The sequence below is a fragment of the Streptomyces sp. NPDC026301 genome (genome assembly GCF_055567935.1).
The window spans coordinates 96,812-116,452 of the sequence record NZ_JBVHPN010000013.1 but is presented as its reverse complement, the minus strand read 5'-3'; the positions used below and the strand labels follow the sequence as shown (position 1 = coordinate 116,452).

The 19,641-nt window shown below is 73.2% G+C and carries 17 protein-coding genes; 7 read left to right on the top strand and 10 right to left on the bottom strand.

Annotated features, from left to right (window positions below):
* Positions 1-7: 7 nt before the first annotated feature.
* The 4 genes from ACZ4MH_RS23360 to ACZ4MH_RS23345 all read left to right on the top strand — a co-directional run bounded on the left by ACZ4MH_RS23360 (position 8) and on the right by ACZ4MH_RS23345 (position 5,487).
* A complete protein-coding gene (locus tag ACZ4MH_RS23360) occupies positions 8-973 on the top strand; it encodes a cutinase family protein (RefSeq protein WP_351592384.1) in 966 nt (321 codons plus the stop codon).
* 129 nt (positions 974-1,102) lie between these two features.
* Positions 1,103-1,402, top strand: coding sequence for a trypco2 family protein (locus ACZ4MH_RS23355; protein ID WP_351592387.1), 300 nt, complete (start codon positions 1,103-1,105; stop codon positions 1,400-1,402).
* Entirely contained in the window at positions 1,399-4,329 is a 2,931-nt protein-coding gene (locus tag ACZ4MH_RS23350; RefSeq protein ID WP_467754664.1) for an NACHT domain-containing protein, read from the top strand. Before ACZ4MH_RS23355 ends, ACZ4MH_RS23350 begins: the two co-directional genes overlap by 4 nt.
* A gap of 204 nt (positions 4,330-4,533) precedes the next feature.
* Complete coding sequence (locus tag ACZ4MH_RS23345; RefSeq protein WP_351592392.1) at positions 4,534-5,487, top strand: DUF6801 domain-containing protein; 954 nt, start codon at positions 4,534-4,536, stop codon at positions 5,485-5,487.
* Positions 5,488-5,560: 73 nt separating this feature from the next.
* On the opposite strand, the gene lysA is transcribed toward ACZ4MH_RS23345, so the two are convergent.
* On the bottom strand, positions 5,561-6,856 hold the full coding sequence (gene lysA / locus ACZ4MH_RS23340) for a diaminopimelate decarboxylase (RefSeq protein ID WP_351592395.1): 1,296 nt from the start codon (positions 6,854-6,856) through the stop codon (positions 5,561-5,563).
* A gap of 133 nt (positions 6,857-6,989) precedes the next feature.
* Between lysA and ACZ4MH_RS23335 the strand changes: the two genes are divergently transcribed.
* Positions 6,990-8,783 (top strand): helix-turn-helix domain-containing protein, encoded by a 1,794-nt coding sequence (locus tag ACZ4MH_RS23335; protein ID WP_467754663.1) that lies wholly within the window; start codon positions 6,990-6,992, stop codon positions 8,781-8,783.
* A 41-nt stretch (positions 8,784-8,824) separates the two neighbouring features.
* Here the strand turns inward: ACZ4MH_RS23335 and paaE are convergent, their stop codons facing one another.
* The 9 genes from paaE to paaN all read right to left on the bottom strand — a co-directional run bounded on the left by paaE (position 8,825) and on the right by paaN (position 17,768).
* Positions 8,825-9,940 (bottom strand): 1,2-phenylacetyl-CoA epoxidase subunit PaaE, encoded by a 1,116-nt coding sequence (paaE, locus tag ACZ4MH_RS23330; RefSeq protein WP_351591744.1) that lies wholly within the window; start codon positions 9,938-9,940, stop codon positions 8,825-8,827.
* A complete protein-coding gene (gene paaD / locus ACZ4MH_RS23325) occupies positions 9,940-10,488 on the bottom strand; it encodes a 1,2-phenylacetyl-CoA epoxidase subunit PaaD (RefSeq protein WP_351591747.1) in 549 nt (182 codons plus the stop codon). Before paaD ends, paaE begins: the two co-directional genes overlap by 1 nt.
* 2 nt (positions 10,489-10,490) lie before the next feature.
* Positions 10,491-11,378, bottom strand: a complete 888-nt coding sequence (gene paaC / locus ACZ4MH_RS23320) for a 1,2-phenylacetyl-CoA epoxidase subunit PaaC (RefSeq protein ID WP_351591752.1) — start codon at positions 11,376-11,378, stop codon at positions 10,491-10,493.
* 36 nt (positions 11,379-11,414) lie between these two features.
* Entirely contained in the window at positions 11,415-11,741 is a 327-nt protein-coding gene (gene paaB, locus ACZ4MH_RS23315; RefSeq protein WP_351591755.1) for a 1,2-phenylacetyl-CoA epoxidase subunit PaaB, read from the bottom strand.
* On the bottom strand, positions 11,738-12,745 hold the full coding sequence (gene paaA, locus ACZ4MH_RS23310) for a 1,2-phenylacetyl-CoA epoxidase subunit PaaA (RefSeq protein WP_351591757.1): 1,008 nt from the start codon (positions 12,743-12,745) through the stop codon (positions 11,738-11,740). The genes paaB and paaA overlap by 4 nt, the downstream gene beginning before the upstream one ends.
* Positions 12,746-12,951: 206 nt before the next feature.
* Entirely contained in the window at positions 12,952-13,851 is a 900-nt protein-coding gene (locus tag ACZ4MH_RS23305) for a 3-hydroxyacyl-CoA dehydrogenase family protein (protein WP_351591759.1), read from the bottom strand.
* The gene (locus ACZ4MH_RS23300; RefSeq protein WP_351591761.1) at positions 13,848-14,747 is read right to left on the bottom strand and encodes an enoyl-CoA hydratase/isomerase family protein; all 900 of its coding nucleotides are present in this window, start codon (positions 14,745-14,747) and stop codon (positions 13,848-13,850) included. Before ACZ4MH_RS23300 ends, ACZ4MH_RS23305 begins: the two co-directional genes overlap by 4 nt.
* Positions 14,744-15,979 (bottom strand): thiolase family protein, encoded by a 1,236-nt coding sequence (locus ACZ4MH_RS23295; protein ID WP_351591763.1) that lies wholly within the window; start codon positions 15,977-15,979, stop codon positions 14,744-14,746. The genes ACZ4MH_RS23300 and ACZ4MH_RS23295 overlap by 4 nt, the downstream gene beginning before the upstream one ends.
* Before the next feature lies 1 nt (position 15,980).
* The gene (gene paaN / locus ACZ4MH_RS23290) at positions 15,981-17,768 is read right to left on the bottom strand and encodes a phenylacetic acid degradation protein PaaN (protein WP_351591765.1); all 1,788 of its coding nucleotides are present in this window, start codon (positions 17,766-17,768) and stop codon (positions 15,981-15,983) included.
* Between the two features lie 100 nt (positions 17,769-17,868).
* Here paaN and paaI point away from each other — a divergent pair, with 100 nt between their 5' ends.
* Entirely contained in the window at positions 17,869-18,273 is a 405-nt protein-coding gene (gene paaI, locus ACZ4MH_RS23285) for a hydroxyphenylacetyl-CoA thioesterase PaaI (protein ID WP_351591767.1), read from the top strand.
* Positions 18,274-18,278: 5 nt separating this feature from the next.
* On the top strand, positions 18,279-19,628 hold the full coding sequence (gene paaK / locus ACZ4MH_RS23280; RefSeq protein WP_351591873.1) for a phenylacetate--CoA ligase PaaK: 1,350 nt from the start codon (positions 18,279-18,281) through the stop codon (positions 19,626-19,628).
* The last annotated feature ends 13 nt before the right edge of the window (positions 19,629-19,641 follow it).

The following is a 19,641-nucleotide window of genomic DNA, read 5'->3' as shown; positions in this document are numbered from 1 at the left end:
GGTGCACATGAGACAGGCGCGATCGTTACTGGCGATGTGCGTGGCGCTGCCCGCCTTGGCGCTGAGCGCGCCGCACGCCGTCGCGGCCTCCCCGCAGACGCCGACGCAGGTACAAGCACAGGCACAGGCGCAGGCGCAGACCCCGACACAGACTCGGGCCGATTGTCCGAGCACCATGATCTTCGAGGTCGGCGGGCATCTCGACGGCGATGCCACGGTGTACGACCGCAGCAACGCCACGCTCCCCGAAGGCGTGGCGTACACGAAGATCCACTACTCGGCGTCGATCGCTCCCTACCCCGGCGACCCCGTGTCGTTGGACGACTCCGTGGCCGAAGGCATCGCCAAGCTCGACGCGGCCGTCGAAGAGTTCCACGGCACGTGCCCCGCCAGCCACCTCACCATCGCCGGCTACTCGCAGGGCGCCCTCGTCGCCGGCGACGAGCTGGCCGCCCTCTCCGGCAGCGATGCCGTCCCGCACGACCGGATCAGCGGAGTGCTCTACGGCGACCCCCGGCGTCCCGGTGCGGACGGCGGCCCCGGTGGCATCGAGACGAACCTGCCCACGTTCCTGCCCGGCATGACCATGAAGGGGCCGCGCGGCTTCGGCGACCTGACGGTCAAGGAGATCTGCCATACCAACGACGGCATCTGCTACTCCGAGAACATGATCAGGAACCCGGCATGCTTCGCCAATGGCGTGGTCGGATACTTCACCGGTGACCACGATTACGACATCGATCCGTATGCCGTCTCGGGCGGCGGCGACCAGCTCATCCGCCAGGCACCGAAGATTCCGCTCTGCCGCTCGGGGGCGCCGGCCCGGAGCTTGAACGGGGACCCCGACGCACTGTCCGGGAACGACCCCGAAGCGGGGCCGCGGCAGGCGGCGGAGAGGTACCGCACGGCGGTCGCACCGCTGTTGTCCGCCGACGTGCGTGGCCGACTGGCGCGCTTTCCCTGGCTCCCGTAACCGGCCGGCGGCGCGACAGCCGGCGGCGGACGTACTCCCGCTGATCTGTGTCAACTCGGCGCCGCTGGCGCATCGTTCGGCCTACAGTCCTGGGTAATCAGTGACGGGTGTATGGCAAAGGGGCCTGGTGTGATCGAGTTGGCCAATGTGATCAGGAACCTACGGCAGGAGCTGGAGCAGTCGATCACTGCGGCGGAGGGCGAAGCGCTGCGTTTTGAACTGGGGCCGATCGAGCTGGAGGTGTCGGTCGCGCTGGAGCGGACGGGGCAGGCGGGAGGCAAAGTACGTTTCTGGGTCGTGGAGTCGGGGGCGGAAGCGACGAGGGGCACCGTGTCGACCCAGCACCTCAAACTGACGTTGCAGCCGACCCTGAGCGGATCCGACGCCTCGCCGTTCGTCGCCGGTCCGGCTGAGGCCGACGAGCAGTGAACCCGGCCGTGGGCCGGACTTCGGAGCCCGAGGGGCTCCAGCCCGGGCGAGCGGTCCAGATCATCACCTCGCGCCGCGCGGGCGCGGGCCGGCGCGGATCGGGTTACCGCGTGAGCGCGGGGGTGGTGCTCACGGCCGCGCATGTGGTGGGCGACGCGACGTCCGTGCAGGTGCGGTTCGTCATGGAAGACGGCGGCGTACGGGAGGTGCCCGGCGAGCCGGTCTGGATGGACTTCGCTGTGGATGTCGCGCTGCTGGAGATCGCGGAGGGGCCGAGCGCCGGCGGCGGGTACGCCGCCGAGACGGCACCGGTGCGGTTCGGCCGCGTCGCGCGCGTGGTGGACTGCGAAGCGCTCGGCTTCCCGAGATTCAGGCTGCGGCGCGGCGTCGCGTCGCCGGGCAGCGATGTGCTCACCTCGTACCGGGATACGCACCACGCGCTCGGCCAGGCCGACCCGCTCGCGTACCTGCGTCGAGGCACCTTGGAGATCTCCAGGCTGCAGGCTCCGGAGTACGACCCCGATCCGAACCGTTCTCCCTGGGAGGGCATGTCGGGGGCCGCGGTGTGGAGCGGTGGGTGCCTGATCGGGATCATCAGTGAGCACCAGCGGTCCGACGGGCTCGGAAGGCTCACGGCAAGCCCGGTGAGCCTCTGGTACAAGTCCCTGACTCCGGAACGGATCGGCGAACTGGCCGACTTGACCGGCCTGCCGCTCGATCCCGACGGACTCGACGAGCTTCCGCGTTCCTCGGCCCCGCAACAGCCCGTCGGCCTGCCGGAGCTGCTGGGGGCCGCCGAAAAGCCGAACCTGAGAGCAGCGGCCGGGAAGTTCGTCGAAGCGGTCTACGGCCAGTGGGATGACGAGGAGCGGCGGCGCAGGGTGCACGACCCGCGTCCGCTCGCCGTACGCTACCGCCTCACCGACAGGCCGGTGTCCGATCACTGGGCCAACATCCGCAAGGCCCCGCCCGGAACGGACCCCGGCCCGCTCCCGCTGGCCGGCTGGCTCGGCGGCATCGTACGGAAGTATCTGTCCATCCCGTCCCGTCGACTGGTGGTGCTCGGCGCGGCCGGGTCGGGCAAGACGATTCTGACCATGCGCTTCGTGCTGGACTGGCTGGAAGCCCGCGTCCCCGGCCGGATACCGGTGATCTTCGGCCTGGTCTCCTGGAACCCGAAGACCACCTCCCTGCGCGACTGGATGCGCGATCAACTGGTACGCGACCATCCCGGCCTCGCGGCCCCGGACCCGGACGCACCGGAACGGGACCTGGCCCATGCCCTGATCGACGCGGACTGGCTGCTGCCTGTTTTCGACGGGTTCGACGAGATCGCGAAGGGGTTGCAGGACCGCGCGCTCACCTCGCTCAACGCCACGAAATTGCCGTTCCTGCTGACCAGCCGCCCCAAGGAGTACGCCCGTGCCGTGGCGGACTCCGACGTGCTCACCGGCGCCGCTGTCGTGGAGCTGGACGACCTGACCCTGAGCGACCTCGCCGACTACCTGCCTCGCTCCAGTCGACCCGGCGAGGGCGGCGGCCTGCACAACACGGTGTGGGCACCCGTCCTGGACGCCCTGCACGCACAGCCACGGAGCCCGGGTGCGGACAACCTCGCCAAGGTGTTCACCACCCCGCTGATGGTCGCGATGGCTCGCACCATCTACAGCGACACCGCCGGCCGCGAGCCTTCGGATCTCTTGGACACCACTGACTTCGATGGCCCCGATGCCCTGCGGAAGCACCTCCTGGCCGCGTTCACGCCCGCCGCCTACGATGACGGGCCGGCGGGCGACTCCCGCGGTTCCGGCCACCGCGGCCGGCGGAAGTGGGACCGGAATCGTGCCGAGCACTGGCTCGGCTATCTCGCCACACACCTCGTCCAACGCAGGACGTACAACCTCGCCTGGTGGCAGCTGGGCACCACCACCATCAGCCGGCCTGCTCGCATTCTCATGATCGCTTTCCTGGCCGCACTGTCCTTCGGGGTGCCGACCGCGATCGGCAACCTTCCCGTGGACCTGATCGGGACGCATTACGGACTCGGGTTCGCGGTCGAACGGGGGCTCGTGGTCGGGCTCTTGCACGGGCTCGTGGCCGGCCTCGGCTTCGGTTGCCTCTACGCGTTCGTTTCCCGGCGCGCCGAGGCGAAGCCGTCGCGCGTGCGCGTGAAGGTCTTCAGCAGGACGCGGGAGAATCGCGGGAGCTTCCTCCGCCGCTTCATGGTCGGTGTCGCCTTCGGTACGCCGGGTGCGCTCGCGCTGGTACTCGTGGACAGGGGAGTGGTCGAGCCGATCGGACTCGGGGACGGGCTCGACGGCGGGCCGGCGGGGGCGGTCCTGTTCGTGCTGGTGGTCGGGCTCGGGATCGGGCTGGTGCTGTCGATCATGGCCTGGCTCGAAGTCCCCAGCGAGATCACGGACACCGTCAGCCCCTCTGTCCTGCTGAACGAGAACCGCAGGAACGTGCTCTTCCAGATGCTCGTCTCGGGGCTGGTGTTCGGAATTCCGGCCGGAATCGGCGTCGGGCTCATGGACAGTCCGGCGCCCGGCCTCGGGGAGGGCCTTGTCGTCGGGCTCCTGGCCGGCCTGGTTTTCGCGGTCGAGGCGGCCTTCGCGGGCGGGTTCGGCTACGGGCTCAGCTTCACCGCCTGGGGGCAGTGGGTAGCGCTGTCACGCATCTGGCTGCCGCTGACCGGCCGGCTGCCCTGGGCGCTGATCTCCTTCCTCGACGACGCCTGCGAACGGGGTGTGCTGCGTCAGGCCGGTGCGGTCTATCAGTTCCGGCATGCCGAACTCCGGGACCACTTGGCCCAGACGTACTCGGCGCGCGAGCAGCAACGCACCAACACACCATCAAGAGCAACTGAGTTGGTAAGTGACGCGAGCGCCGGCCGGCCCGGTGATGAAGCTGGACCCGGACAGTGACAAACCCCGTACACGGCGGTTGCATCCTGTCTCATAGGCCCACACGTACACACGTACAACGGGGGAGGCAAGATGACGACTGGCAAGCGCATGCACCACCGGTACGGGATCGGGACGGGCCGGAGGCGCCGTCCCGCCCTGAACGGCCGAGTGGCCCGGGGAGCCGCGGGCTTGGTGACGGTCGCAGGGGTCACAGGCGGACTCGTGGGGGCGACGGGAGCCGGCCCGGCCGCCGCGGCCCCCGTCTCCCGCACGCTGAACTACACCTGTTCATTGCAGTCGGTCAGCCAGCACGCCGCGGTGACGATCGACGCGGACGTCACCAGGTCGGCCGTGGTGGGCAAGCCCACCCGCCGATTCGCGATCCACGCGAGGTCGCGGGTCAGCGGCGCCGGGACGAGCGGCCTGAACTGGATCGGCGTCAAAACCGTCGAAGGCCGGGTGGACGCGCGGGTCCATGTGACCGCGCCCCGGGACGACGCCGAGGTCGTCGTGCCGTTCACCGTGCCCAGGACCAGCGTCCCGGAGTCCGGCCCGTTCGACGTCAAGGGCGCCGGCTACGCACCGGCGCGTACCTTCCACCATCCGGGGAAGGCGAAGATCACCGTTGGTGACCTCACGCTGCATGTCGTCCCGAAGGACGCGGACGGCAAGGTGAACCCGGGCGAGACCGAGGTGCCGTGCACGCTGGACCCCGGCCAGAACGCGGTACTGGCGTCGTTCGACATCACTCGGTCAAAGGCGCCGTCCGGCTCGACACCCTCCGGAAACAACGACGGAAACAGCGGCGGGAGCGACGGTACGGCCCCCGCCGGCACCGCCCGGCCCGGCACCTCGGAGGGTGCCGGATCGGCGAACGACGGCACGCGCCGCCCGCCCGCGTCCGGCTCCGACAACGGATCGGACCCCGCCGACGCGGCACACGGAGCACGGGACCCGGCACGCCACAGCGACGACAGCGCGAAGGGAAACGGCACCACACCCGGCTCGGCCGCCCGCTCCGACGACCCCACCGACGACCCGTCCGTGCACGCCGCTCCGACCGCCGACCAGGACTCCAGTACTCCAGTCCTGCTCACCGCAGGCGCCGTCACCGTCGGCGCCGCTCTCCTCGTCGCCCTCGCCATCGCCTTCCGCATCCGCAAGGACGCACGGTGAACCACCCGGAAACTGGGCGGGGTTCGGCCCTGTCACCGCTCCTGGCCCGTTCCACGGGCTTGCGGTCCGGGCATCACGCCTCCCGTACGTCCCGCCGCAGGAGGTCCTCGTACGTCTCGCGGCGGACGACCTCGCGGGCCGTGCCGTGGTGGCAGAAGACGACGGGTGGGCGGCGGGCGCCGTTGTAGTTGTTGGCGAGGGAGTAGCAGTACGCGCCGGTGACCGGTACGGCGATGGCGTCGCCGACCCGGGGAGCGCGCAGCGGGACGTCGCGGATCAGGGTGTCGCCGGACTCGCAGTGCCGGCCGACCAGGTCGCAGGGCTCGCCGCCGCCCACGCGCGCGGCGACCGTGGCTTCGAAGCGCTGCCCGTAGAGCATCGGCTCCAGGTTGTCGCCCATGCCGCCGTCGACTGCCACCAGCGTGCGCGGGCCCGGCTTCACGGTCACCACGCGGTAGAGGGTGAGCGCGGCGCCGGCGACCAGGGAGCGGCCGGGCTCGATGATCAGGCGGGCGGTGGCCGGGAGCCGGGTGCGGGCCGCGTCGGTGAGGGTGCGGACGTACTCCTCGATGCTCGGCGGGCGGTCGTCGTAGGTGTAGCGCACGCCGAGGCCGCCGCCCAGGTCGTACACCGCGTGCTCGCCCAGCTCGCCGAGCGCCCCCAGCGCCTCCACGGCGCGCGCGAACGGTGCGGTGTCCAGCAGCTGTGAGCCGACGTGGACGTGCAGGCCCTCCAGGCGCAGCCGGTCGCTCGCCCGCAGCCGGGCGGCCGCGCGGACCGCGTCCGGGACCGCCAGGCCGAACTTGGAGCCGCGCTGCCCGGTGGCCATCGCCTCGTGCGTGTCCGCCTCGACCTCCGGGATGACGCGGAGCAGGACGCGCTGCTCGGCGCCCTTGGGTACGAGGCGTTCCAGGCGGTCGATGTCGTCCTCGTTGTCCACCACGACCGTCCCGGCGCCCGCCTCGACGGCCATGGCCAGTTCCTCGTCGGTCTTGGCGTTGCCGTGCACGACGATGCGGGCCGGGTCGGCGCCGGCGGCGAGCGCGGCGGCCAGCTCGCCGCCCCCGGCGACGTCGACCCCCAGCCCCTCCTCGGTGAGCACGCGGATCACCGCGGTGCAGGGGAACGCCTTGGAGGCGAAGGCGGCTTGGCTGTTCGGCCAATGGGCGGCGAGGGCCCGTACGTACTGCCGGGCGCGGTCGCGCAGGGCGGCCTCGTCGACGATCACGGCGGGCGTACCGAAGCGCTCGGCGAGGTCGGTCAGCCGGCAGCCGCCGACCACCAGCTCGCCGTCCCGGTCCAGGTGGGAGCCGGGCGGGAAGAGTCCTACGAGGTCGGCGGCGGGGGCCGGGGCCGGTCGGGCGGTCATGGTCACGGATGCGGCTCCTGTCACTGCGGCGGCGGGCTGCGCGGCTATCGTGGCAGCCCGCACGGGCCGGCACCCCGGCCGATCGACGCAGGAAACGAGGCCCCGGTTGTCCGATTCGACAAGGGTGACGACGGTGGCTTCCGGCTCGGCCTCCGGGCCCGCGTCCGGGCCTGCCTCCGCGTCGGCCGCCGCGCCCGCGTCGGTGCCGGCCGCCGCGTCGGGACCTGCGGTTCCCGGGCCCGTCGTCGCGTCGGGCGGGCCGTTGGGGGAGCGGGCCGCCGGCACGCTGCGGCTGCTCGTGGAGGGCGCGCCCGGCGTCCTCGTGCGGGTGCTGGCCGCGCCCGCGGGCCTGGACGCCCCCGTACGCGGCACGGTGATCCACGACCCGGGCGACCCGCTGCCGCCCTCGCCCGCCGCGGTCCTGCTGCTCGTCGGTACCGACGTGACGGACCCGGACGCGTGCGCGGTGCTGCGGCGGGCGGCGGCACTGGGGTTCGCCGCCGTCGTCGTCAAGCAGCGCGGCCAGGACCCGGCGCGGCTGGTCGAGGCGGCGGCCGGCTGCGGGATCGCGGTACTGGCGGCCGGGGACGCGGTGCCGTGGCGGCAGGTGGACGCGGAGCTGAGCTGCGCGCTCGCGGCGTACGGGATCGGCGGCGCGGCGGGCGCGTCACCGGCCGGCGGCGAGGAACTGTTCGCGCTCGCCGACACCCTCGCGGCCGTGGCCGGCGGCTCGGTGGCCATCGAGGACCTGGACCAGAACGTCGTCGCGTACTCCAAGGTTCCCGGCCAGCGCATCGACGCCCTGCGCGAGCGCGGCATCCTCCAGCGCCGGGTCCCCGACATCCCCGAACAGCGCCGCCAGTACCGCGAGGTGCTCGCCGCGCCGGGCGTCGTCCGCTTCCCGGCCGAGGGCGACGAGTTGGCGCGGGCCGCCGTCACCGTACGGGCCGGGGCGCTGCCGCTCGGCACGCTCTGGGCGATCGAACCGGCCGGCGGGCTGTCCGACGACGCCGCGGCGGCCCTCCAGGACGCCGCCCGGCTCGCCGCGCCGCACCTGCTGCGCGCACTGCACTCGCCGGAGACGGAGCGCCGACTGCGCCGGGACACCTTCCGCGCCGTGCTGCACGGCGCGGGGCCGCCCGCCGAGGAGGCGGCGGCGCGGCTGGGGCTGCGCCCCGGTACGGAGTTCTGCCTGGCGGCCTTCGCGGCGGGCGCCGGGACCGGTGCGGCCGGCGCGGGCGCCGCGCTGCTCGGGGCGTCCGGCCCGGGCCCAGCCGGCACCGGGGCCGCCCGGCTCGGCGGGTACGGAGCCGGGGCCGCGCTGCTCGGGCACCTCGAATCGGCCCTGGTGCGGCACTGCGCCGCCCACCGGGACACGGCCACCGTGGCCGCCACGGCCGACGCCGTACACGTCCTGCTGCCGGATGCGGGGGAGGCGGCGGCCCGGCGGTTCGCCGACGCGGCGCTGGCGGCCGTCCGTACGGCGGTCGGCGACGGCGTACGGGCCGCGGTCACCCGCCCGCACACCGACCTGCTGCGGCCCGTGGCGCTGCGCCGGGAGGCGGACGACGTGCTGCGCGCGACGGCCGGCGACGGGCCCGCGCGCCCGGCGGCCACGGCCGGCGACGTCCGCCACCGCATCCTGCTGGACCGCCTCGGGGACGAGCTGGACCGGGACCCCTGGCTGCGGCTGCCGGGCGTCACCGCGCTGCTGGCGCACGACCGCGAGCAGGGCACGGACTACGCGGCGACCCTCACGGCGTGGCTGGCCGCGGTCGGCGACGTGGCCTCGGCCGCGGCCCGCCTCACGGTGCACCCGAACACCCTGCGCCACCGCCTGCGCCGCATCCGCGAGCTGTTCCCGCTGGACCTGGACGACCCGGACGTACGGCTGGCGGCGTGGCTGGAGCTGAGAGCCTCTGTCTAGACACAGGCTCCGGGAGCCGCTCCGAGAACCGCTCCGAGCGGTCAGCTGTCGAAGTCGACCGTCAGGGTGTCGGAGGCCGGGAAGGTCTGGCAGGTGAGGACGTAACCGGCCTCGACCTCGGAGGTCTCCAGGGCGAAGTTGCGGCGCATGTCGGCCTCGCCATCGCGGATCAGCGCGCGGCAGGTGCCGCAGACGCCGCCCTTGCAGGCGAACGGGACGTCCGGGCGGACCTGTTGGGCGCCGTCCAGTATGGCGCGGTCGCGGGAGAGCGGCTGGGTCGTCGTCCGGCCGTCGAGGGTGATCGTGACCTCGCTGACCGGGCCGTCGGCCGCGGCCTCTTCGTGCCGCGCCTCGCGCACCGGCTCGTCGTCGGCGTAGAACAGCTCCTGGTGTACGCGGTCCTCGGGCACGCCGAGGCCGGCCAGTACCTGCTGGGCGTCGCGGACCATGCCGTGCGGGCCGCACAGCCACCAGTGGTCGGCGTCCGCGACGTCCACCAGCGAGCCGATGAGCGCGGACAGGCGGTCGGCGTCCAGGCGCCCGGAGAGCAGTTCGGCCTCGCGCGGCTCCCGGGAGAGGACGTGGCCGAGCTGGAAGCGGGTGGGGTAACGATCCTTCAGGTCGGCGAGCTCGTCCGCGAACATCACCGTGGCCGTGCGGCGGTTGCCGTAGAACAGCGTGACGCGCGAGCTGTCGTCCGCCGCCAGCACGGAAGCGGCGATGGAGAGCATCGGCGTGATCCCGGAGCCGGCCGCGATCAGGACGTGGTGGCCGGGGACGGTGAGGTCGGGGGTGAAGAAGCCGGTGGGCGCCATTACCTCGACGGTGTCCCCCGGGCGCACCTCCTCCACCAGCCAGGACGAGAAGAGGCCGCCGGGCACGACGCGGACGCCGATGCGCGGGGTGTCGCCCACGGGCGCGCAGATGCTGTACGAGCGGCGCTCGTCGCGGCCGTCGATCTCCCGGCGGAGGGTGAGCGACTGGCCGGGCGCGAACGCGAACTCCTCGGCCAGCTCCTCCGGTACCTCGAAGCCGACGGCGGCGGAGTCGTCGGTCAGCGGCTCGACCGCGGCGACGCGGAGGGAGTGGAACGCCGGACGCCGGCGGGCCGGGGCCGCCGCCGGGGCGGGCGAGGCGGGCGCGGTGGGGGCGGTCATCAGATCTCCTTGACGTGCTCGTACGGTTCCCGGCAGCTGCGGCAGCGGCGCAGCGCCCGGCAGGAGGTGGCGCCGAAGCGGGAGAGCTCCTCGGTGTCGGCGGAGCCGCAGCGCGGGCAGGGCACGGTCCGGCGGGTCGGCGACAGGTCCAGCAGGACCGGGCCTTCGGTGCGGCGCGGGGCCGGGCCGGGCGGCGCGATGCCGTGCTCGGCGAGCTTGCGGCGGCCCTCCTCGGAGATCCAGTCCGTCGTCCACGGCGGGTCCAGCACCGTTTCGATACGGACATCCGTGTACCCGGCAGCGCGCAGCCGCGCCGCGAGCGTGGCCCGCATCTCGGCCATGGCCGGGCAGCCCGAGTACGTCGGGGTCATGGTGGCGGTGACCGAGCCGTCCGGCGCCACCTCGACGCCGCGCAGAACGCCCAGCTCGGCGAGGGTGACCATGGGCAGCTCGGGGTCGACGACCTCGGAGGCGATCCGCCGGGCGCGGGCCGCGGCGGTCTCCGGCGCAGCACCGTTGTCGTGGAGAGAGTGCAGGGTCGCGGTCATCGTCACCACGCGGCTTCCGGGTGGGCGCGGGCGAGGCCCTGCAGCTCGGCGAGGAGCGGCGCCAGGTGCTCCGTGCGGTCGCCGGCCCGGCCCGCGCCCGGCACGGCCGTGACCTGCGCGGGAGTCGTCAGCCCGGCCGCCTCGGCCACCTGGGCGAGCACCGCGCGGGTGGCTTCGGCGACCTCCTCGGCGGGCGCGCCGAAACCCTCGGCGGTCCGGTCCGCGTACAGCTCGTCCAGCCAGGGGGCGAGCTCCGTCCAGGCGGCCTGCATCCGGCGGTGCGACTCCGCCGTGCCGTCGCCGAGCCGGACGACCCACTCCGCCGCGTACTGCCGGTGGTACGTCAGCTCCTTGACGCCCTTCGCCGCCACCGCCGCCAGCACCGGGTCGGCGCAGCCGGCCAGCCGCTCGAACAGGGCCAGCCGCCACGCGGACTGTGCCAGCAGCCGCCCGACGCAGCACGCGAAGTCGCCGCGGGGCAGCTCCGCCAGACGTACGTTGCGGAAGTCCGCCGCGTCACGGAAGTAGGCGTACGCGTCCTCGCCGCGGCCCGTGCCGTCGGCCTGCCCGGCGCGGGCGTACAGCAGCCGGGCCTGGCCGAGCAGGTCGAGGCCGATGTTGGCGAGCGCCATCTCCTCCTCCAGCTCGGGGGCGCGGGTGCACCACTCGGCCAGCCGCTGCGCGCCGATCAGCGCATCGTCCCCGAGGGCCACGCACACCGCGGCCAGCGCGGCGGCGTCCACGCCCTCGGGCAGCGCCGTCGGCACGCCGTGCAGCGGGTCGGCGAAGCCCGTGCCGAAGGCCCAGCGGGCGTCACCGTCCGCACCCCCGGCCTCGGCCAGGGACATGTACACGTGATCGTCGAGATCGTCGTGGACGCCTTCACTCATTTCTGCTGCTCCTGGTCAGGCCGTGGGTGCCGTGGGCTAGATGTGCGGGACATCCGCCGGGATGTCGTAGAAGGTCGGGTGGCGGTAGACCTTGTCGCCGCTGGGCTCGAAGAACGGGTCCTTCTCGTCGGGCGCGGAGGCGGCGATGTTGTCGCTGCGCACGGCCCAGAGGGAGACGCCTTCGTTGCGCCGGGTGTAGAGGTCGCGGGCGTGCGTGAGCGCCATCCGGTCGTCGGCGGCGCGCAGCGACCCGACGTGCACGTGGTTCAGGCCGCGCTTGCTGCGTACGAAGATCTCGTACAGCGGCCACTGGCCCTTGGGGTGGTGCTGTGCCGCCTCCGGGTGGCCCTGGGTCTCGCTCATGCCGCGTGCTCCTTCTCGTCCTCACGGGCCCGCTCGGCCTGCTTGGCGGCGTGTGCCGCCGCCGCTTCGCGCACCCAGGCGCCTTCCTCGTGGGCCGTGCGGCGCCGGGTCATCCGCTCGGCGTTGCAGGGCCCGTCGCCCTTGATGACCCGCATCAGCTCGGTGAAGTCGGGGGTGCCGAAGTCGTGCTGGCCGCGCTCCTCGTTCCACTTCAGCTCGGGGTCGGGGAGGGTGACGCCGAGCTTCTCGGCCTGCGGGACGGTCATGTCGACGAACTTCTGCCGCAGCTCGTCATTGGAGTGGCGCTTGATGCGCCAGGCCATCGACTGCGCGGAGTTCGGCGAGTCGTCGTCCGGCGGGCCGAACATCATCAGGGACGGCCACCACCAGCGGTCCACCGCGTCCTGCACCATGTCGCGCTGCGCCTGCGTGCCCGCCATCATCGTCCGCAGCAGCTCATAGCCCTGCCGCTGGTGGAACGACTCCTCCTTGCAGACCCGCACCATGGCCCGCGCGTACGGGCCGTACGAACTGCGGCACAGCGGCACCTGGTTGCAGATCGCGGCGCCGTCCACGAACCAGCCGATCACGCCCACGTCGGCGAAGGTCGGGGTGGGGTAGTTGAAGATCGAGGAGTACTTCTGGCGGCCCTCGATCAGCCGGTCGGTCAGGTCGTCGCGGTCCGCGCCCAGGGTCTCGGCCGCGGAGTACAGGTACAGGCCGTGGCCGGCCTCGTCCTGGACCTTCGCGAAGAGGATCGCCTTGCGGCGCAGCGAGGGGGCGCGGGTGATCCACGCGCCCTCCGGCTGCATGCCGATGATCTCGGAGTGGGCGTGCTGGGCGATCTGCCGGATCAGCGTCCTGCGGTACCCCTCCGGCATCCAGTCCCGCGGCTCGACGCGCTGGTCACGGGCGATCGTGCGGTCGAAGTACGCCTGGAGCCCGGGCTCCGGGGGCGGCGCCGCCGCGGTGTCGCCCGGTGACGAGGATGCAGAGCTTGGCATGTCCATCCTTCCCAACCGACCGTTCGTTCGGTTACTCAGTCTCGTGTATTGCGGCGTGTATGGCAAGAGGCGGCCGTGAATCGGTTACGAGGGGCGGGTGCGCGCCTTCGGGGACGGGGCCGGCTTCCTGGGGGCGAGCCCCGCCCCGGCGGTGGGGGCCTCGGCCGTAGCCCCTCGCGCGGCGACCGTCACCGTCGCTCAGCGGCTCACTCCCATGTGTAGAAGCCCTGTCCCGTCTTCCGGCCCAGCTCGCCGCGGGCGACCTTCTCGCGGAGCAGCGCGGGCGGCGCGAACCGCTCGCCCAGCGTGGCCTGCAAGTACTCCGCTATCGCGAGGCGGACGTCCAGGCCGACCAGATCGGTCAGCTTCAGCGGGCCCATGGGGTGCTTGTATCCGAGGCTCATCGCGGCGTCGATCGCGGCGGGCTCCGCCACGCCCTCCTCGACCATCCGCACCGCCTCCAGGCCGAGCGCCAGGCCCAGCCGGCTGCTGGCGAAGCCGGGGGAGTCCTTGACCACGACGTCGGTCTTGCCGAGCGCGTGCGTCCAGGCCAGCGCCGACTGCAGGGTGGCGTCGGCGGTCTCCGGGGCGACGACCAGCTCGATCAGCGCCGAGGCGGGCACGGGGTTGAAGAAGTGCATGCCGAGGAAGCGGGCCGGGCGCCGGAGCGCGGCGCCGAGCTCGGTGACCGACAGGGAGCTGGTGTTCGTCGCCAGTACGGTGTCGTCGGAGACCGCCTGCTCGGCCGCGGCCAGCAGCTTCGCCTTGAGCGCGGCGTTCTCCGGTACCGCCTCGACGACCAGCTCGACGCCGGCGGGCAGCTCCTCGGGGGAGGCGACCGTGGCGACCCGGGCCAGCACCGCGTCCGCCGGCTCGGCGAGCTTGCCGCGCTCGGCGGCGCGCGCGAGCCCGGTGGCCACCCGGTCCAGCGCGGCGGCCGCGGCCTCGGCCCCGCTCTCGACGACCGTGACCCGCGACCCGATGGCCGCGAACGACTGCGCGATACCGGCGCCCATCCGGCCGCCCCCGATGACGGCCACGGCCGCCGGCGCGGCGGCACTCGGCACGGCGGCGCTCGCCGCCGCCCCCTCCACTCCCGAACTCACGACCGCTTTCCCTTCTTCTCCTGGCCCCTCTTCTCGAGGCCCCTCTTCTCCAGGCCCCTCTTCTCCAAAAAGTGCGTCATCCGGTCCCGCTTGTCCTGTCCTTCGAAGAGCACCGCCTGCGCGAGATCGTCGGCGACCGGATGCGCGCCGGGCGCGTCCATGACGAGCTTGGTCAGCCGCAGCGCGGTCGCCGAGGAGCGCGCCATGCGGTCCAGTACGGCATGTGCCCTGTCCAGCAGCTCGTCGGCCGGGACGACCTCCATGACCAGGCCCGCGGCGAGCGCCGCCGGCGCGTCCAGATTCCGCCCGGCGAGCAGCACCTGCTTGGCGACCGACTCGCCGACCAGCTCCGGCAGCCGCCAGGACGCGCCGGCCGCGGCGAGGATGCCCAGCCCCGGCTCCGGATTCCCGAACACCGCGTCCGGCCCGGCGATCCGGAGGTCGCAGGCGTAACTCAGCTCGGCGCCGCCGCCCAGCGCCCAGCCGTCCACCGCGGCCAGCGTCGGCATCGGCAGCCGCCGCACCCGCTCGAACAGCCGGCTGTTGATGCCGCGCAGCGCGTCGTCCCCGCCGCGGCGCAGCAATTCGGAGATGTCCGCGCCGCCCGCGAACACGCCGCCGTGCCCGGTGAGCAGCAGCAGCCTCGGGTCGCGCTCCAGCAGATCGCAGACGGCGTGCAGCTCGGAGATCATCCGGCCGCTGATGGCGTTGCGCGCCTCGGGGCGGTACAGCGTCACCACGACCCGGTCGTCCCGCTCCTCCACGCGCAGCGTCTCGTACGACGCGTCCACCACCGCGCCGCTCGCGCCGCCCGCGTCGGCCGCCGTGCGGTCCGGGGCCGTCGTCGTGCCGGGTCTCCCGGCCGCTGCCTCGTCGCTCATATCCGCTTCGCTCATATCCGCTCCACCAGCATCGCGACGCCCTGGCCGACGCCGACGCACAGCGTGGCCAGGCCCTTGCGGGCGTCCTCGCGCTCCAGGCGGCCCAGCAGCGTCAGCAGGATGCGGGCGCCGGAGCAGCCGAGGGGGTGGCCGAGGGCGATGGCGCCGCCGTCGGCGTTGACCTTGCCCTCGTCCAGGCCGAGCCGCCGGGTGACGGCCAGGGACTGGGCGGCGAAGGCTTCGTTCAGCTCGATCGCGTCCAGCTCCGAGATCTTCCAGTCCGCGCGGGCCAGCGCCTTCTCCGTGGCCGGCACCGGGCCCAGGCCCATCAGGTTCGGCTGGAGGCCCGCTGAGGCGGAGGTGACGATGCGGGCCCGGGGCGTCAGGCCGTACCGCCGCACCGCCTCGGCGCTCGCCACCAGCAGCGCGGCCGCGCCGTCGGAGAGCGGCGAGGAGGAACCGGCGGTCACGACGCCGTCCTTGCGGAAGATCGTGCGCAGCGTGCCGAGCTTGTCGAGGGTCGTGCCGGGGCGCGGGCCCTCGTCGCGGGTCACCTCGGTCTCCTCGCCGCGCTTGGCCTTGACCGGGACCGGAACGATCTCCCGGTCGAAGTGGCCGGCCTCCTGCGCGGCGACCGCCCGCTGGTGGCTGCGGAGCGCGAACGCGTCGGACTCGGCCCGCGTGATGCCGTCGAGCGCCGCGACCTCCTCGGCGGTCTCGCCCATGGAGAGCGTCAGCTTGGCGGTCTCCGGACCGGACCCGGCCACCTCCCGGTCGGCGGCCGTGAACGCCGGGTTGGTGAACCGCCAGCCCAGCGACGTGTCGTGCACCTCGCCCGGCTTGGCCCAGGGCGTGCCGGGCTTGGCCATCACCCAGGGCGCGCGGGTCATCGACTCCACGCCGCCCGCCACGACCAGGTCCGCCTCGCCCGCCCTGATGGCCTGCGCGGCCGAGGCGACGGCGGTCAGGCCGGACGCGCACAGGCGGTTGACGGTGTACCCGGGGACGGTGTGCGGGAGGCCGGCCAGCAGCACGGCCATCCGCGCCACGTCGCGGTTGTCCTCGCCGGCCTGGTTGGCCGCGCCGAGTATGACCTCGTCGACAGCCTCGGCCGGGGCGCCGGCGCGGCGTACCGCCTCGCCGACCACCAGGGCGGCCAGATCGTCGGGGCGCACGGAGGCCAGCGCGCCGCCGTACCGGCCCTGCGGCGTACGGGCGCCGTCGACCAGATAGACCTCGTCGGACACGTCAGCTCTCCTCGGTGGCGGTGGCGGTGGCGGTGGCGGTGGCGGTAGAGGTGGTGGTTTCCGGGGCGATGTGGCGGCGGGACTGGAGCACGTCGAACCGGCCGGTGATGAAAGCCGAGTCGGTGAGCGTGGCCGAGGCCGCCGGGTTCGCCGCGCTGCCGTGGAAGTCGCTGAACGCGGCGGTCTGATTGGGGAAGACCGCACCGGTGAGGTTCTCGGAGAGGTGGACCCCGGCCTCCAGGGCGGCGGCCCGGGCGGCCTCCAGTACGTCCTCGCCGGTGGCGTGCACGGTGGCGGTGAGCGCGCCGTGCGCCCGGACCGTTTCGGTGAAGAGCCGCAGGCTGTGCTCGGTGGAGTCGGTGGCGATCACGAACGAGACCGGGCCGAACCACTCGCGGGTGTACGTCCCCGCGTCGGCGGCCGCGTCCAGCAGCGCGACGTGCGGCGTGCTCAGCGTGGCGCCGTCGTACTCGGGGTGGTCAACGGTCTGCGAGGGATGTATGGCCTGCCCCAGGCCGGCCGCCTCCGAGAGCCGCGCCCGCACGCCGTCGTTGACGAGCGCGCCGAGCGTGCCGGCCGCCCGCTGCGGGTCGCCGAGCAGCTTGTCCAGCGCGCCCGCCAGGTCCTCGGCGAACTCGGCGGCGGTGCGGGCGCCCTGGTCCGTACGGATGCCGTCCCGCGGCACGAGGAGATTCTGCGGGGTGGTGCACATCTGGCCGCTGTACAGGGAGAGGGCGAAGGCGAGGTTGCGCAGCAGGCCCTTGTAGTCGTCGGTGGAGTCCAGCACGACCGTGTTCAGACCGGCCTTCTCCGTGTACACGACGGCCTGGCGGGCGTGCTCCTCCAGCCAGTTGCCGAATTCCTTGGAGCCGGTGAAGTCCACGACCCGGACGTCCGGGTGGAGCGCCAGCTCGGCGGCGGTGCGCTGGTCGGCGGTCTCGGCGGCGAGGAGCACCACGTCCGGGTCGAAGCCGGCCTCGGCCAGCACCTCGCGGGCGATCCGGACGGTGATCGCCAGCGGGAGTACGGCGCCCGCGTGCGGCTTGACGATCACGGGATTGCCCGTGACCAGGCCGGCGAAGAGGCCCGGATAGCCGTTCCACGTCGGGAAGGTGTTGCACGCGATGAGCAGGTTCACCCCGCGGCCCACGGGGGTGAAGGTCTTCTCCATGACCAGCGGCTCGCCCTTGCGCTGCGGCTTCGCCCAGCGCGTGACCGCCGGGAGCTTCTTCTGCTCGGCCCAGGCATACGCCACCGCCTCCAGGCCGCGGTCCTGCGCGTGCGGCCCGCCCGCCTGGAACGCCATCACGAACGGTTGGCCCGTCGTGTGGTGCACGGCGTGCGCGATCTCGAAACTCGCGGCGTTCAGCCGGGACAGGATCTCGGCGGCCACTCCCGCGCGGACGTCGGGCGTGGCCGCGCGCCAGGCCGGCGCCGCCGCCTTCGCCGCGGCCACCGCCTCCTCCGGCGTGACCCGCGGATAGTCGATGTCCAGCGCCGGGCCGTACGGAGAGCGCTCGCCGACGGCGACCGTGCCGCTCTGCGGATGGCCGGGGAGCTTGAAGGCGGCGCCGAGGTGGGCGCGGAAGGCGGCCTCGCCGCCGGGCGCCGCCTCCGGGCCGTACACCTTCGGGCTCGGCGACTCCGGGTGCGGCGACCAGTGGTCCCGGTCACCGGCCGCGGCGACGGCCCGCTCCAGCAGGTACTTGTGGCGGGCGAAGAAGTCGGCTCGGTCAGTGGCGCGACCGGAGGATCGGTCGTCGGCTCGGTCAGTGACGCTCTCGGACAAGGCAGTCCACCTCTTGACAGGCACTTCAGATGCTGATTGTTTAACCGCGTCGTAACGCTAACCGAATGTTCGGTCGGGCAGCAAGGGTGGTTGATGGCCTGTGGAAAACTCCGGACCTGCACAGCGGATCTTCGCCGCGGACCAGGCATCACAGCGGCTCGGCATCGAGCTGCTGGAGGCCGACGAGGGGTCGGCCCTGTTGCGTATGACCGTGTGCGAAACCATGGTCAACGGGCACGGCATCGCCCACGGCGGCTACCTCTTCCTGCTCGCCGACACGGCCTTCGCCTGCGCCTGCAACAGCCATGGCCCGGTGACCGTGGCCGCCGGTGCCGACGTGACCTTCGTGGCCCCGGCCAGGCAGGGCGACGTCCTCCTGGCACGGGCCGAGGAGCGCACGCGGTACGGGCGGAGCGGCATATACGACGTGAGCGTCCGGCGGGGCGAGGAAGTCATCGCGGAGTTCCGGGGGCGGAGCCGCGTGATCCGAGGTGTGGAGGAATGAGCAGCATGGGCAGCAATCCGACGGCCGCGGCGGCCGAGCGCCGGAAGACCGGCACCCCGCTCCCCGACGAGCTCCTGGACGCGGGCGAGCGGCTCAGCCGCGACGAACTGCGGGCGCAGCAGCTCAAGAACCTCCGAGCCACGCTGCGGCACGCGTACGACAACGTCGAGCTGTACCGCACGAAGTTCGACGCGGCCGGCGTCCGGCCCGAGGACTGCCGCAGCCTGGCGGACCTGGCGCGCTTTCCCTTCACCACCAAGGCCGACCTGCGCGACACGTACCCCTTCGGGATGTTCGCCGTGCCCATGGCGGACGTCCGGCGCCTGCACGCCTCCAGCGGGACGACGGGCCGCCCCACCGTCGTCGGGTACACCGAGGCCGACCTGGACATGTGGGCGGACGTGTTCGCCCGCTCGATCCGCGCGGCCGGCGGCCGCCCGGGCCACAAGGTGCACAACTCCTACGGGTACGGCCTGTTCACCGGCGGGCTCGGCGCGCACTACGGTGCCGAGCGCGCGGGCTGCACGGTCATCCCCGCCTCCGGCGGCATGACCGCCCGTCAGGTCCAGCTCATCCAGGACTTCCGGCCCGAGATCATCCTCGTCACGCCCTCGTACATGCTCACGCTCCTCGACGAGTTCGAGCGGCAGGGCGTCGATCCCCGTACGACCTCCCTGCAGATCGGCATCTTCGGTGCCGAGCCGTGGACCGAGGAGATGCGCCGCGAGATCGAGGAGCGGATGGACATCCACGCGGTCGACATCTACGGCCTGTCCGAGGTCATCGGCCCGGGCGTGGCACAGGAGTGCGTGGAGACCAAGGACGGGCTGCACGTCTGGGAGGACCACTTCTTCCCCGAGATCGTCGATCCGGTCACCGGAGAGGCGCTGCCCGACGGCGAGGAGGGCGAGCTGACGTTCACCTCGCTGACCAAGGAGGCGCTGCCGGTCATCCGGTACCGCACCCGCGACCTCACCCGGCTGCTGCCCGGCACGGCCCGCCCGAACTTCCGCCGCATCCAGAAGGTCACCGGGCGCTGCGACGACATGATCATCCTGCGCGGGGTGAACCTCTTCCCGTCCCAGATCGAGGAGATCGTGCTGCGCACCCCCGCGGTCGCCCCGCACTTCCAGCTGGAGCTCTCCCGGCGCGGCCGGATGGACCACCTGACCGTACGGGTCGAGGCGCGCGCCGACGCCGGTACGGATGCCCGCGCGGCGGCCGCGGCCTCGATCGCCAAGGGCATCAAGGACGGCGTCGGGGTGACCGTGGGCGTCGACATCGTCGACCCGGAGACGCTGGAGCGCTCGGTCGGCAAGCTCAAGCGCATCGTGGACCTGCGCGAACGGGACTGACGCCCCGCACGCC